This window comes from Pseudomonas lalkuanensis, assembly GCF_008807375.1.
In the GTDB taxonomy this organism is placed as follows: Bacteria; Pseudomonadota; Gammaproteobacteria; order Pseudomonadales; family Pseudomonadaceae; genus Metapseudomonas; species Metapseudomonas lalkuanensis.
This window is the reverse complement of sequence record NZ_CP043311.1, coordinates 1,574,651-1,587,846: the sequence shown is the minus strand read 5'-3', so window position 1 is coordinate 1,587,846 and position 13,196 is coordinate 1,574,651. Positions and strand designations below refer to the sequence as shown.

Below are 13,196 nucleotides of genomic sequence, written 5' to 3'. Positions count from 1 at the left end.
TCCGCTGCGCCACAAGCGCCGCTTTTCGTGATGCCCGAGGAGTTAGGGAATGCCTGATCTCTACCACTATCTGCAACAGCTGGTTAACGGTCTCACCGTTGGCAGCACTTATGCCCTGATCGCCATCGGCTACACCATGGTCTACGGCATCATCGGCATGATCAACTTCGCCCACGGCGAGGTCTACATGATCGGCTCGTACGTAGCCTTCATCGTGATTGCCGGGCTCACCATGCTCGGTCTGGAAAGCCTTCCAATCGTCATCGTCGCGGCCTTCGCCGCGAGCATCATCGTTGCGAGCGCTTACGGTTACAGCATCGAACGGGTCGCCTACCGCCCCCTTCGCGGCAGCAACCGCCTGATCCCGCTGATCTCCGCGATCGGCATGTCGATCTTCCTGCAGAACGAAGTACTGCTGACCCAGGACTCCAAGGACAAGGCGATCCCCAACCTGATTCCGGGCAACTTCGTACTTGGCGAGAGCACCATGAATGGCGTGGTGATCTCCTACATGCAGATCCTGATCTTCGTGGTCACCTTCCTGGTCATGTACGGCCTCACCCTGTTCATCTCCCGTTCGCGCCTGGGCCGTGCCTGCCGCGCCTGCGCCGAAGACATCAGGATGGCCAACCTGCTGGGCATCAATACCAACAACATCATCGCCCTGACCTTCGTCATCGGCGCCACCCTGGCCGCCGTGGCCGCGGTGCTGCTGGGCATGCAATACGGCGTGATCAACCCGCATATCGGCTTCCTCGCCGGTATCAAGGCCTTCACCGCAGCGGTACTCGGCGGCATCGGCAGCATTCCGGGCGCCATGCTCGGCGGCCTGGTGCTGGGTGTAGCCGAGGCCTTCGGCGCCGACATCTTCGGCGACCAGTACAAGGACGTCGTGGCCTTCAGCCTGCTGGTTCTGGTCCTGTTGTTCCGGCCGACCGGCATCCTTGGCCGTCCGGAGGTGGAGAAGGTATGAATACTCGACTCAAAACGGCGTTCTTCAGCGCCCTCCTGGTGCTGGCCGTCGCCTACCCCGTCCTCGGCCTGAAACTCAGCGTCGTCGGCGTGGGCCTGGTGGTCACCGGCGCCAATACCCCGACCCTGCTGGCCATCGCGGCGTGCGCCGTGGCCATGTTCATCTGGCAGATGATGCGCGACAAGGTGCAGGGCGCCTGGGCCTCCGCGCCCAAGCTGCCGGGCATGTCGAAGGGCACCGCGAACTTCCTCACCCTGCCCTCCACCCAGCGCTGGGTCATCCTCGGCCTGATCGTGGTCGCCCTGGTATGGCCGTTCTTCGGCTCCCGCGGCGCAGTGGACATCGCCACCCTGATCCTGATCTACGTACTGCTCGGCCTTGGCCTGAACATCGTGGTCGGCCTGGCGGGCCTGCTGGACCTGGGCTACGTCGGCTTCTACGCCGTCGGCGCCTACAGCTACGCGCTGCTCTCGCACTACTACGGCCTGGGCTTCTGGGTGTGCCTGCCGATCGCCGGCCTGATGGCGGCCTTCTTCGGCTTCATCCTCGGCTTCCCGGTACTGCGCCTGCGCGGTGACTACCTGGCCATCGTGACCCTGGGCTTCGGCGAGATCATCCGCATCCTGCTGCGCAACCTGACCTGGCTCACCGGCGGCCCGAACGGCATCAGCAACATCGACAAGCCGACCTTCTTCGGCCTGTCCTTCGAGCGCCGTGCAGAAGAAGGCCTGCAGACCTTCCACGAGTACTTCGGGATTGCCTACAACTCGGTGAACAAGGTGATCTTCCTTTACCTGGTCGCCCTGCTGCTGGCCCTGCTGGCCCTGTTCGTGATCAACCGCCTGCTGCGCATGCCGCTCGGTCGCGCCTGGGAAGCCCTGCGTGAAGACGAGATCGCCTGCCGTGCACTGGGTCTGAACCCCACCATCATCAAACTCTCCGCTTTCACCCTGGGCGCCTGCTTCGCGGGCTTTGCCGGCAGCTTCTTCGCCGCACGCCAGGGCCTGGTGACGCCCGAGTCCTTCACCTTCATCGAGTCGGCGACCATCCTCGCCATTGTCGTGCTGGGTGGCCTGGGTTCCCAGTTGGGTGTGATCCTCGCGGCCGTCGTGATGATCCTGCTGCCCGAACTCATGCGTGAGTTCAGCGAGTACCGGATGCTGATGTTCGGCGCCCTGATGGTGCTGATGATGATCTGGCGCCCGCAAGGCCTGCTGCCGATGCAACGTCCCCACCTGGAGCTGAAACAATGAGCCGCGCGATTCTCGAAGTAAGCGGTCTCACCATGCGCTTCGGCGGCCTCCTGGCCGTCAACGGGGTGGGTCTGACCGTTCAGGAAAAACAAGTCGTATCCATGATCGGCCCGAACGGCGCCGGCAAGACCACCGTGTTCAACTGCCTGACCGGCTTCTACCAGCCGACCTCCGGCAGCATCCGCCTGGATGGCGAGCAGATCGAAGCCCTGCCGGGCCACAAGATCGCTCGCAAGGGCGTGGTGCGGACCTTCCAGAACGTCCGCCTGTTCAAGGAAATGACGGCGGTGGAGAACCTGCTGGTCGCCCAGCACCGCCACCTCAACACCAACTTCCTCGCCGGCCTGCTGAAGACCCCGGGCTTCCGCAAGAGCGAACGCGAGGCCATGGACTACGCCGCCCACTGGCTGGAAAAGGTCAACCTGACCGAAGTCGCCAACCGTCCGGCCGGCACCCTGGCCTACGGTCAGCAGCGCCGCCTGGAAATCGCCCGCTGCATGATGACCCGTCCGCGCATCCTGATGCTCGACGAGCCGGCCGCCGGCCTCAACCCCCGTGAGACCGACGATCTCAAGGCGCTGATCGCCATGCTGCGTAACGAGCACAACGTGACCGTGCTGCTGATCGAGCACGACATGAAGCTGGTGATGAGCATTTCCGACCACATCTACGTGATCAACCAGGGTACCCCCCTGGCCGACGGCACGCCGGAGCAGATCCGCAACAACCCCGACGTGATCAAAGCCTATCTGGGGGAGGCCTGAGCCATGCTTACTTTCGACAAGGTTTCCACCTTCTACGGCAAGATCCAGGCGCTGCACGGCGTCAGCATGGATGTGAAGAAAGGCGAGATCGTCACCCTGATCGGTGCCAACGGCGCCGGCAAGTCGACCCTGCTGATGACCCTCTGCGGCTCGCCGCGCGCGGCCAGCGGCAGCATCCGCTATGAAGGCGAGGAGCTGGTTGGGCAGGAGTCCTACGACATCATGCGCAAGAGCATCGCCGTCGTGCCGGAAGGCCGCCGCGTGTTCGCTCGCCTGACCGTCGAAGAGAACCTGGCCATGGGCGGTTTCTTCACTGAAAAGGGCGACTACCAGGAGCAAATGGACAAGGTGCTGCACCTGTTCCCGCGCCTGAAGGAGCGTTTCGAGCAGCGCGCCGGCACCATGTCCGGCGGCGAACAGCAGATGCTCGCCATCGGCCGCGCGCTGATGAGCAAGCCCAAGCTGCTGCTGCTCGACGAGCCGTCCCTGGGTCTTGCGCCCATCATCATCCAGCAGATCTTCGACATCATCGAACAGCTGCGTAAGGATGGCGTGACCGTCTTCCTGGTGGAGCAGAACGCCAACCAGGCGCTCAAGCTGGCCGACCGTGGCTACGTGCTGGAGAACGGACGCATCGTCATGCAGGGCAGCGGCGACGACCTGCTCAACGACCCCAAGGTCCGCGACGCCTACCTCGGCGGCTGACGCGCCCCGCTCCAAAGAAACGGCCCCTCGCGGGCCGTTTTCTTTTTCCGGCACTCAAGCATTTGTAGGGTGGAGCACACTCCATCGGTCCACCATCTGAGCCAGGCTCGGCACGAGCGGTGAAAATGCAAAGCGATTTCCACCCTGCAGAACTTTTTCCTTCCGGCTCCCCACATTGGGCTGCTTTCGTAGGGTGGACCACGCCTTTCCGGTCCACCTGCGGAGTCTGGTTCGGCCACCCACCGCTGGATAAAACAACACAACCCATTGATGTAAAAGGATTAGACCAACCATTAACGGCGTTGATGGTCTCTATCGGACATGATCACTTTTTAATCATCCCCCCATCCGTAAGATGGGCTCCGTACTCAGTTTCCAGCACCCCTTCGAGGAGCCCAGACCATGAAAACTCAAGCCATCGCCGCACTGTTCATCGCTACCCTGAGCAGCTCTGTTTTCGCTCTGCCGTCCTCCTCCCAGACCATCGACCCGGTAGTCGCTGAAGGCTACATGGTGCTGGATCGCGTTGCCGAAGATGGTTCCGACCGCACTGGCGCCAACCGCATCGCCGAAGGCGGTTCCGACCGTACCGGCGCCAACCGCATCGCCGAAGGCGGTTCCGACCGTACCGGCGCCAACCGCATCGCCGAAGGCGGTTCCGACCGTACCGGCGCCAACCGTATCGCCGAAGGCGGTTCCGACCGCACTGGCGCCAACCGCATCGCCGAAGGCGGTTCCGACCGTACCGGCGCCAACCGCATCGCCGAAGGTGGTTCCGACCGCACTGGCGCCAACCGTATCGCTGAAGGCGGTTCCGACCGTACCGGCGTCAACCGCATCGCCGAAGGTGGTTCCGACCGCACTGGCGCCAACCGTATCGCTGAAGGCGGTTCCGACCGCCTGGTCCAAGCCCAGCGCGTAAGCTGATCAAAAACTCGCTTCAACCCCTCGAAGCCCGGCAGATGCCGGGCTTCTTGCTTGTGGGAGCGAATCCATTCGCGACTGGTTGGTCTGAGCGCAGCGAAGCCCAACACAAGAGGCACCGCATCCCTGACCATTGATCCACCCACATCGTTTCCCACCCCGTCCTTGAGCCCCGGCAAGGCAATTCCCGCGCATTCGCACTACGCTGTGCCGGTACCTGCAAACAAGGAGTCCGCATGAGCCTTTCGCTGCTGAGCCGTTACGCCTTCTTCGCCTTCTGCGTGCTGTTCACCCTCTTCAGCCTGCCCTTCACCGGCCACGACTGGGTCTGGCCGCTCACCCTGCTGGGTCTCGCGCTCAGCGTGCTGGGGGTGTTCGACCTGCTGCAGTCGCGCCATGCCGTGCGACGCAACTACCCCATCCTCGGCAACATCCGCTACCTGGTCGAAGGCATCCGCCCGGAGATCCGCCAGTACCTGCTGGAAGCCGATGACGACCGCCTGCCCTTCTCCCGCGCCCAGCGTTCGCTGGTCTATGCACGGGCCAAGAACGAAGGGGGCGACAAACCCTTCGGCACCCTGATCGACGTGTACAAGTCCGGCTACGAATTCATCGGCCATTCCATGCGCCCGGCGCCGCTCAGCGACCCCACCAGCTTCCGCGTGGTAGTCGGCGGGCCGCAATGCACCCAGCCTTACTCGGCCTCGGTGTTCAACGTGTCGGCCATGAGCTTCGGCTCTCTCAGCGCCAACGCCATCCGCGCGCTCAACCGTGGTGCCAAGCTCGGCAACTTCTACCACGACACCGGCGAAGGCAGCATCAGCCCCTACCACCGCGAAAACGGCGGCGACCTGGTCTGGGAACTGGGCAGCGGCTACTTCGGCTGCCGCACCAGCGACGGCCAGTTCGACCCGGAACGCTTCGCCACCCAGGCGCGCAGCCCGCAGGTACGGATGATCGAAATCAAGCTGAGCCAGGGCGCCAAGCCCGGCCACGGCGGCATCCTGCCCAAGCACAAGGTCACCGAGGAAATCTCCCTCACCCGCGGCGTGCCCATGGGCGAGGACTGCGTCTCGCCCTCCCGCCACAGCGCCTTCTCCACCCCCATAGAAATGATGCAGTTCATCGCGAAGTTGCGAGAGCTGTCCGGTGGCAAGCCGGTCGGCTTCAAGTTCTGCCTGGGTCATCCCTGGGAGTTCATGGGCATCGCCAAGGCCATGCTGGAAACCGGCATCCTTCCCGACTTCATCGTGATCGATGGCAAGGAAGGCGGCACCGGCGCAGCCCCACTGGAATTCACCGACCATATCGGCGTGCCACTGCGCGAGGGGCTGCTGTTCGTGCACAACACCCTGGTGGGGTTGAACCTGCGGGACAAGATCAAACTGGGCGCCAGCGGCAAGATCATCAGCGCCTTCGACATCGCCAGTGTGCTGGCCATCGGTGCCGACTGGGCCAACTCGGCGCGGGGCTTCATGTTCGCCATTGGCTGCATCCAGTCGCAGAGCTGCCACACGAACAAATGCCCTACCGGCGTCGCCACCCAGGACAAGCTGCGCCAGCGCGCCCTGGTGGTGCCGGACAAGGCCCAGCGGGTGCAGATGTTCCACCGCAACACGCTGAAGGCCCTGGCCGAAATGCTCGCCGCCGCCGGACTGGAGCACCCCAACCAGCTCGAACCCCGCCATCTGGTGCGGCGTGTTTCGGACAAGGAAATTCGCTTGTTCTCGCAGATCCACGTCTTCCTCAAGCCGGGGGACCTGCTCAAGGACAAGATCGAGGCGGACTTCTACGAACGCATGTGGGCAATGGCGCGGGCCGACAGCTTCGAGCCGTCCTGCGCCTGGTGAATCCCTGGGGCCGCTTCGCGGCCCATCGCGATTCAACCCTTCAGAACGCCACCATCCACCGGAACCAGCGCCCCGGTGACATAGCTGGCAAGCGGGCTGGCCAGGAAGGCCGCCACCGCGCCGAACTCCTCGGTCGCACCATAGCGCCCCACCGGAATCGCCGCCTGCTCCTTGGCCATCAGGCTCGCCACCGGCATGCCGCTGCGTTCGGCGGCGCGCAACGTCAGGGTTTCAGTGCGTTCGGTCCAGAAGGAGCCGGGCATCAGGGTATTGACCGTCACGCCATCGGCGGCCACTTCGGCTGAAAGCGTCTTGGCCCAGTTGGCCAAGGCCGCACGTAGCGCGCTGGAGAGCACCAGGCCGGGAATCGGCTCCACCACGCTGGTGGACGAAATCATCAGGATGCGGCCGAAGCGCCGCTGACGCATGCTCGGGAGGAAGGCATTCACCAGGGCCATCGAGCTCAGCAGCATGGCGTCCAGCTGTCGGTGCCAGAGCTGCGGGTCGAAATCCACAGCGTTGATCGGCGGCGGGCCGCCATTGTTGGCGACCAGGATGTCCGGCGTGCCGATGGCCGCCACCACCTGCTCGATGGCCATCTCCAGAGCCCCCAGGTCGTTGAGGTCCACGGCCACTGCCTGGGCCTCGCCGCCTTCCTTGCGGATGCGTTCCACCGCCAGCTCCAGCTTCGACAGGTTACGCGCCAGCAGGCAGACCCGTACGCCCTCCCTGGCCAGGGCCTCGGCGACGCCGAAGCCCAACCCGGAGCTGCCGCCGCACACCAGGGCACTGCGGTTTTCAAGTTGAAGGTCCATGATCAGCACTCCATTTCCAGGTTCACCCGCCAGTGTGCGCCTACGGATAGCAGCGGCCAATGGGCGGGCACGACTGAACCTGTGGGGGGGGCGATTTCAATCGCTACAAGGCCAGGGAGGCTGCGCCGCCCCAAGCGAATGAATTCGCCCCCACAAGAAAATCGCTTCGCCGCGATCAGACCGCGCGCACCACGTGCTTCAGCTCCTGGAAGGAAGCCAGACCCCACGGGCCGAGTTCACGGCCGATGCTGCTCTGCTTGTAACCACCCCAGGCGGTCTGCGGGAAGATCACTTGCGGCGAGTTGATCCACACCATGCCGGCCTGCAGGGAATTGGCGACGCGCTCGGCCGCTTCCAGGTCAGTGCTGACCACGCTGGCCACCAGGCCGAACTCGCTGTCGTTGGCCAGTTCGATGGCGTCTTCCTCGGAGGCGAAGCTGCGTACGCAGAGCACCGGGCCGAAGATTTCCTCGTTCCACAGGGCGCTGTCCTTCGGCACATCGGTGAACACAGTGGGCTTGAGGAAGTAACCGCGCGCCAACTCCGACGGGCGTTCACCACCGCACACCAGACGCGCGCCAGCCGCAACACCGCGCTCGATATGGCCACGCACGCGCTGGTACTGCGCCTTGTTCACCAGGGCACCCATTTCCACGCCTTCACTGAAGGGATCACCCACCTGGATGGCCTCGGCACGGGCCTGTACCCGCGTCAGGAAGTCCGCGGCCAGCGGTTCGGCCACCAGAACGCGGCTGGTCGCGGAACACATCTGCCCGGCGTTGAAGAAGGCGCCACCGCAGGCCAGTTCGACGGCCAGGTCCAGGTCCGCCTTTTCCAGCACCAGCAGAGAGGACTTGCCGCCCAGCTCCAGGCTGATGCCCTTCACGGTTTCCGCCGCGCGCTGCATCACCTGCACACCCACGGCGTTGCTGCCGGTGAAGGACACCTTGGCCACCTTCCGGTGGGTCGACAGCGGCGCGCCCACCGCCAGGCCGGTACCGCAGACCACGTTGAGCACGCCGGCCGGCAGGCCGGACTCGGCGATGATGCGCGCCAGCTCCAGCTCCGGCAGCGGCGTCACTTCGGAAGGCTTGAGCACCACGGCGCAGCCTGCAGCCAGAGCCGGGGCCAGTTTCCAGGCGGTGGTTACCATGGGGAAGTTCCACGGCACGATCAGGCCTACCACGCCAACCGGCTCGCGGCGCAGACGGGCAGCGAAGTCCTCGGTGGGAAGTTCCACCGGACGGTCCTGCTGGGCGTCCAGACCTTCGGCCAGACCGGCGTAGTACTCGAAGGTGCCGATCACGTCATCGACGTCGATGGCCGCTTCGAACAGCGGTTTGCCATTGTTCAGCGACTGCAGCTGGATCAGGGTTTCACGGCGCTGGCGCACGCCTTCGGCAATGCGGCGCAGTACCGCGCCACGCTCGGCACCGCTGCTGCGGGACCAGGCCGGGAATGCGGCGCTGGCGGCCTGCACGGCCTGGTCGACGCTGGCGGTATCGCCGCTACCGATGGTGGCCAGGCGTTCTTCAGTGGAAGGGTTCACCACATCCAGTTCGGTACCGCCGGGCAGCCACTGGCCATTGATATACACACCGGCCAGGGTCTCGGGGAAGGTCGGGAGGGTATTCGACATTGTATTGGCTCCTTGGACGAGGATGAGGGTGGCAGCTCCCTGTACAAGGTGCCGGAGAGCCACAAGTGGCGCCCATTGAGCCGCTCTGCGGCAAGACTGACAAGGCAAAAATCGTCATACTAGCCATGCTTACAAGTCATGGCTAAGAAGATGAAACGCCTGCCTCCCCTGCCCGCCCTGCACACCTTCCTGATCACCGCCCAGTGCTGCAATTTCACCCGCGCAGCTGAAACGCTGCACATCACCCAGGGTGCCGTCAGCCGACAGATCGCCGGGCTGGAAAGCCACCTCGGCTATCCACTGTTCCTGCGTCAGGCGCGGGGGTTGGCGCTGACCGAACAGGGCCGCGACCTCTACCCGCGCATCCAGCAGGTCTTCGCCCTGATCGATGAAGCCGTCGAAGAAGTCGGCGCCAAGCGCAAGGCCCTGCAGCTCAAGGCCCCCACCTGTGCGATGCGCTGGCTGCTGCCACGCCTGATGAAATGGCAGGCCGAGCGCCCCGACGTGCCGGTAGAGCTGACCACCACCATCGCCTACGGCGTGGATTTCCGCCGCGACCAGTTCGATGCGGCGATCATCTACGGCACCGCGCCAGGCGGGAACGTCACCGCCCATCACCTGTTCAACGAACAGCTCACTCCGGTTTGTACCCGGCACTACCTGGAACGGTCAGCGCCGCTGTCCACTCCCGCAGAACTGGAGCACCACGTGCTGCTGCACCCGGCACGGGACAAGCACGACTGGGAAACCTGGCTGCTCGCCGCCGGCCACACACCCGGTGCCCTGAGTGGCGGGCACCACTTCGACACCATGGACCTGGCCCTTTCCGTCGCCGCCCAGGGCGCCGGCGTGGCGCTGGGGGACTGGTCGCTCATCGGAGACGACCTGGCCAATGGCAACCTCGTGGCGCCCTTCGACTTCAAGGTGCCCACCGGCGGCGCCTATTTCGTGGTCTATCCCGAGCGCACCGCGCCTAGTCCGCAATTGCGCGAGTTCAGCGACTGGCTCGTCGCCGAGGCACATTCCAAAACCGCCCGGGCATAACTCTCTGCGGCATGACCGCGCTTCCCTGTTGGGTGGCGGTTGGGTGCGCCGAGCTCACCAGCAGTTCGACGGGGCACGGAAGCCGATACCGGAGTCGGTGCGCAAAGCGCACCCTGCGGCACAGACTCGGAGGAAGGGGCTAGCGCAACTAACGTGGATGTTCATTCGCTAACCGGTCCACGAAAGCGGCGACCAAGCACCTTGATTCACCCGTCAATTCCGCTAGTCTCTGGCGCCTCAACGAAAGAGGAGTACCCACCATGGCACGCGCTACCGCCCGCCACATCCTGGTTTCCAGCGAAGCCAAGTGCAACGAACTGAAGGCCGCCATCGAAGCCGGCGCCGACTTCGCCGAAATCGCCAAGCAGCATTCCACCTGCCCCTCCAGCCGCGATGGCGGCAACCTCGGCTCCTTCGGCCGCGGCCAGATGGTCAAGGAGTTCGACACCGTCGTCTTCAGCGCGCCGCTGAACGTGGTGCAAGGCCCGGTGAAAACCCAGTTCGGTTATCACCTGCTGGAAGTCACCAGCCGTCAGGACTGATGCTTCCCCACGGCGCCGCCGCCCGGCGGCGCCTGCTATTCCCCCGCTTTACCCCGTCTCCTGGACACCGGAAGTCCCTCCTGCCATATGCCGGCGCCAGGCTCCATCCTGAGCTAAGGTAATTGCGGCTTGTAACCCCCGAAGGAGCTTCACCATGCCCGAAGATAGCCAGGTAAAGGGACCCGCCTCGTACTTCCCCTCCATCGAGAAAAGATACGGACAACCGATCGCCCACTGGCTGAATCTGCTGGGAACGCTCAGCGGCAAGAAGCACATGGAGATGGTGGCCTGGCTCAAGACCGAGCACGGCATGGGTCATGGTCATGCCAATGCGCTGGTGGCGCACTTTCTGGCGTCTGCGCAGTAGGTCCGAAACGAGCCAGGGCGTTTCCGCGCCTTACGGGAACATCGCACCCCTGCTGGCCGGCGAGTACCGGCCAGCTGTTCGAGTACGTGCTCAATACCCTCCCAGATCCGACCCTATGAATATTCCCAGCCTCGGGTCGTAGTACTGGATCACGACCCGCGGGCTGCCGTAGCGCGGGTAGTAATACGGCTGCGGAGGCACGTAGTAACCGCCATAGCCGTAGTAACGCGGAGCGTAGATGACGCGAGGTCCGTAGTATCCACGATGGTGGTTGAAGTGCTTGTGGTGCTTGTAGCCATAGCCGTGGCGATAACCGCTGTGGCGTCCGCCACCATGTCCGCCGCCGTTCCATGCAAGCAGGGTTTCGCCGGAGCTGCTGGTAGTCGTCCAGGGTTGCTGCGCCAGGGCTTGTCCGCCGGCGAGGCAGACGACGAGGATGACGAGTAGTTTGAGGATGCGCATGGCGGGCCCTCCTGAATGATCCCCCCAGTTTCACCCCCGCACTTTCAGTATAGTTTTTGACCAACTCCGCCCCGATTCTGCAGCCGCCTTACGTCGGCGGAAGGGGCTATGGCGACGTACGGCGAAGGCCCTTTCCTACAGCCCTTTCTGTACTCCAACCCCGCATTCCTACAGAGAAAATTCCTACGAGTCTTTAGCCTTGAGCGCCTACAAGCGCGCTGGCTAGAGTCCGCCCCGTCACGGTCAATCCCGTGACCCGGGCGTAGGAACCCGGAACCTAACCAAGACGCGGTAGCGACATGGCTGCTGGATCAGCGTTGATGCTGTCCTGCACATCTATGGCGGGCCGTGTGAGGAGGCCTCCTGGGGCCTGCCCGGATCTTGGTTGTCGGGGTTCCTACCCTTGCACGGCCCTGCCACCACCCCGTAGGAAGGTTGCTGGCAGGAAAAGAAAGCCCAACCAAGGTGCTTGCCATGGATAGCAACTTCCCGCCTTTTACCCCCGCGCCCCTGCGCGCCACTTCCAACCCTCCTCCCTTCTCCGCCTCCATCCCTGAGGTGCGCCATGCCTGACTTCAGGGCCTTCACTTCACCCTCCCAGCCCTACAACGATGTGATGTTCTTCAACGCCAGCGCCGACCCCGCCCAGCTATTTGAAACGGCCCAGCAGCGCATGACCGCCGTGATCGATTTGCTGCAACTCGTGGAGCAGGCCGAGAGTTCGGACTTCGTGCAGCGCGAAGCGGCGCGGCTGTCCTTTGCGGTGGGTTTGCTGCTGGGGGATGCGCGGTCGCTCTACGAGACCGCGCATGAGCGGGCGATGAATCTGTGCGACAGGGAGGCGTTGACGTGAGCCAGCGTGCACCTACAGCCGGGGCCAGGCCTGAAGGGTACCGACCAGGTACAGACCGCCGAGCACCAGGCAGGCCGCCGAACTGGCGATCCAGAAGCGGGCGCCGTTGTAGCCGGGCCTGAACCGGGCAAGGGCAAAGCCTGCCATCCCGCGCAACAGCAGGATGGCGGTGATCGCGGACAATACGAAGCGCGTGGCCGGCACGGTGGGGAGAATGCCTGCGCCGGCCAGTGCGTACAGTGCCCAGATCACGAGCATGAAGGTGATCGCGCTGGTAATCAGCGTTGGCTTCCAATGGCCCTCGCGCGACCAGCGGACGATCCGTTCGCCAGCCCCCATGGCGTCGTACCAGACGGGACCGAAAAAGATGCAAGCGACGTGCAGCGCAGCGGCGAGGAACGTGCCCGAAGCGGCCAACAGCAACCAACCATTGCTTTCCATAGCGAGCCTCCAGAATCGAAACCTGATGTTGGCGGTGCACCGAGAAGGGAGCAATGCGGCGGAAAACCGCAGATATGGATAGCCATTCGGCCTCGTATCGACGGGCATCGCTTCGCTCAACCGCTCCGAGCAACCCCCACCGACAACAATGGCCCTTAGGCCATTTCATGACTGATTTGCCACCTACCGATCATCAAGATTCCGAATTGCCCACAAGGACTGCAAGGCTATCGGAAACCACCGGTTTAGAGGCGACTCATCACTTTTGTGGGGCCGTTATAACCGTCACTGACGCTGCCGCCGGTCGGCATTTTGATCACTTTTTGAGCAAAAACCAGATCTCGCGATTATCATGCCCCGGCGATCAGGACGCGACCTGCTATCAACACCACTGATAGCGCGACTGAGTTTTCCAACTAAATCCGGAACGACTCCACAGTGCATGAGTTCATGTGCAGGGGATTTTTCGTCCCGAAAAAAGGCCAAGGGTGGATGTACGTCTGAGCTGGATGTCGCATCTCCCGAACAGGGCCTTGGTTCGCACTGAACGGCGAACACTCAAAT

At 63.7% G+C, this 13,196-nt stretch carries 14 protein-coding genes; 10 read left to right on the top strand and 4 right to left on the bottom strand.

The window, feature by feature from the left end:
- Positions 1-49 precede the first annotated feature (49 nt).
- The 6 genes from livH (at position 50) to FXN65_RS07560 (ending at position 6,469) form a co-directional block, all read left to right on the top strand.
- Entirely contained in the window at positions 50-973 is a 924-nt protein-coding gene (livH, locus tag FXN65_RS07585) for a high-affinity branched-chain amino acid ABC transporter permease LivH (RefSeq protein ID WP_151132473.1), read from the top strand.
- Positions 970-2,226, top strand: a complete 1,257-nt coding sequence (locus FXN65_RS07580) for a high-affinity branched-chain amino acid ABC transporter permease LivM (protein ID WP_151132472.1) — start codon at positions 970-972, stop codon at positions 2,224-2,226. Before livH ends, FXN65_RS07580 begins: the two co-directional genes overlap by 4 nt.
- A complete protein-coding gene (gene livG / locus FXN65_RS07575; protein ID WP_151132471.1) occupies positions 2,223-2,990 on the top strand; it encodes a high-affinity branched-chain amino acid ABC transporter ATP-binding protein LivG in 768 nt (255 codons plus the stop codon). The genes FXN65_RS07580 and livG overlap by 4 nt, the downstream gene beginning before the upstream one ends.
- Before the next feature lie 3 nt (positions 2,991-2,993).
- Positions 2,994-3,695, top strand: coding sequence for an ABC transporter ATP-binding protein (locus FXN65_RS07570; protein WP_077526359.1), 702 nt, complete (start codon positions 2,994-2,996; stop codon positions 3,693-3,695).
- Positions 3,696-4,097: 402 nt separating this feature from the next.
- Positions 4,098-4,622 carry a phage infection protein gene (locus FXN65_RS07565; RefSeq protein WP_151132470.1) on the top strand — a complete coding sequence of 175 codons (525 nt, stop codon included), beginning with the start codon at positions 4,098-4,100 and terminating at the stop codon, positions 4,620-4,622.
- A gap of 233 nt (positions 4,623-4,855) precedes the next feature.
- On the top strand, positions 4,856-6,469 hold the full coding sequence (locus FXN65_RS07560) for an FMN-binding glutamate synthase family protein (RefSeq protein WP_151132469.1): 1,614 nt from the start codon (positions 4,856-4,858) through the stop codon (positions 6,467-6,469).
- A 32-nt stretch (positions 6,470-6,501) separates the two neighbouring features.
- Here the strand turns inward: FXN65_RS07560 and FXN65_RS07555 are convergent, their stop codons facing one another.
- Positions 6,502-7,284: an SDR family oxidoreductase gene (locus FXN65_RS07555; RefSeq protein ID WP_151132468.1), complete on the bottom strand. Its 783-nt coding sequence runs from the start codon at positions 7,282-7,284 to the stop codon at positions 6,502-6,504.
- A gap of 175 nt (positions 7,285-7,459) precedes the next feature.
- Positions 7,460-8,923, bottom strand: a complete 1,464-nt coding sequence (locus FXN65_RS07550; protein WP_151132467.1) for an aldehyde dehydrogenase family protein — start codon at positions 8,921-8,923, stop codon at positions 7,460-7,462.
- 150 nt (positions 8,924-9,073) lie between these two features.
- Between FXN65_RS07550 and FXN65_RS07545 the strand changes: the two genes are divergently transcribed.
- The 3 genes from FXN65_RS07545 to FXN65_RS07535 all read left to right on the top strand — a co-directional run bounded on the left by FXN65_RS07545 (position 9,074) and on the right by FXN65_RS07535 (position 10,876).
- Positions 9,074-9,967, top strand: a complete 894-nt coding sequence (locus tag FXN65_RS07545) for a LysR substrate-binding domain-containing protein (RefSeq protein WP_151132466.1) — start codon at positions 9,074-9,076, stop codon at positions 9,965-9,967.
- A 260-nt stretch (positions 9,968-10,227) separates the two neighbouring features.
- Positions 10,228-10,509, top strand: coding sequence for a peptidylprolyl isomerase (locus FXN65_RS07540; protein WP_151132465.1), 282 nt, complete (start codon positions 10,228-10,230; stop codon positions 10,507-10,509).
- A gap of 154 nt (positions 10,510-10,663) precedes the next feature.
- On the top strand, positions 10,664-10,876 hold the full coding sequence (locus FXN65_RS07535; protein WP_151132464.1) for a DUF4287 domain-containing protein: 213 nt from the start codon (positions 10,664-10,666) through the stop codon (positions 10,874-10,876).
- Positions 10,877-10,966: 90 nt separating this feature from the next.
- On the opposite strand, the gene FXN65_RS07530 is transcribed toward FXN65_RS07535, so the two are convergent.
- Positions 10,967-11,338, bottom strand: a complete 372-nt coding sequence (locus FXN65_RS07530; RefSeq protein ID WP_151132463.1) for a hypothetical protein — start codon at positions 11,336-11,338, stop codon at positions 10,967-10,969.
- A 565-nt stretch (positions 11,339-11,903) separates the two neighbouring features.
- On the opposite strand from FXN65_RS07530, the gene FXN65_RS07525 reads away from it, so the two are divergent.
- Positions 11,904-12,191, top strand: coding sequence for a hypothetical protein (locus tag FXN65_RS07525; protein ID WP_151132462.1), 288 nt, complete (start codon positions 11,904-11,906; stop codon positions 12,189-12,191).
- 12 nt (positions 12,192-12,203) lie between these two features.
- Here FXN65_RS07525 and FXN65_RS07520 read toward each other — a convergent pair whose 3' ends face one another.
- Positions 12,204-12,632: a hypothetical protein gene (locus FXN65_RS07520; RefSeq protein ID WP_151132461.1), complete on the bottom strand. Its 429-nt coding sequence runs from the start codon at positions 12,630-12,632 to the stop codon at positions 12,204-12,206.
- Between the last annotated feature and the right edge of the window lie 564 nt (positions 12,633-13,196).

Bases quoted from the DNA above. Each gene is read 5' to 3' on its own strand.
- livH (WP_151132473.1), top strand. From the start codon at position 50: ATGCCTGATCTCTACCACTATCTGCAACAGCTGGTTAACGGTCTCACC.
- FXN65_RS07580 (WP_151132472.1), top strand. From the start codon at position 970: ATGAATACTCGACTCAAAACGGCGTTCTTCAGCGCCCTCCTGGTGCTG.
- livG (WP_151132471.1), top strand. From the start codon at position 2,223: ATGAGCCGCGCGATTCTCGAAGTAAGCGGTCTCACCATGCGCTTCGGC.
- FXN65_RS07570 (WP_077526359.1), top strand. From the start codon at position 2,994: ATGCTTACTTTCGACAAGGTTTCCACCTTCTACGGCAAGATCCAGGCG.
- FXN65_RS07565 (WP_151132470.1), top strand. From the start codon at position 4,098: ATGAAAACTCAAGCCATCGCCGCACTGTTCATCGCTACCCTGAGCAGC.
- FXN65_RS07560 (WP_151132469.1), top strand. From the start codon at position 4,856: ATGAGCCTTTCGCTGCTGAGCCGTTACGCCTTCTTCGCCTTCTGCGTG.
- FXN65_RS07555 (WP_151132468.1), bottom strand. From the start codon at position 7,284: ATGGACCTTCAACTTGAAAACCGCAGTGCCCTGGTGTGCGGCGGCAGC.
- FXN65_RS07550 (WP_151132467.1), bottom strand. From the start codon at position 8,923: ATGTCGAATACCCTCCCGACCTTCCCCGAGACCCTGGCCGGTGTGTAT.
- FXN65_RS07545 (WP_151132466.1), top strand. From the start codon at position 9,074: ATGAAACGCCTGCCTCCCCTGCCCGCCCTGCACACCTTCCTGATCACC.
- FXN65_RS07540 (WP_151132465.1), top strand. From the start codon at position 10,228: ATGGCACGCGCTACCGCCCGCCACATCCTGGTTTCCAGCGAAGCCAAG.
- FXN65_RS07535 (WP_151132464.1), top strand. From the start codon at position 10,664: ATGCCCGAAGATAGCCAGGTAAAGGGACCCGCCTCGTACTTCCCCTCC.
- FXN65_RS07530 (WP_151132463.1), bottom strand. From the start codon at position 11,338: ATGCGCATCCTCAAACTACTCGTCATCCTCGTCGTCTGCCTCGCCGGC.
- FXN65_RS07525 (WP_151132462.1), top strand. From the start codon at position 11,904: ATGCCTGACTTCAGGGCCTTCACTTCACCCTCCCAGCCCTACAACGAT.
- FXN65_RS07520 (WP_151132461.1), bottom strand. From the start codon at position 12,632: ATGGAAAGCAATGGTTGGTTGCTGTTGGCCGCTTCGGGCACGTTCCTC.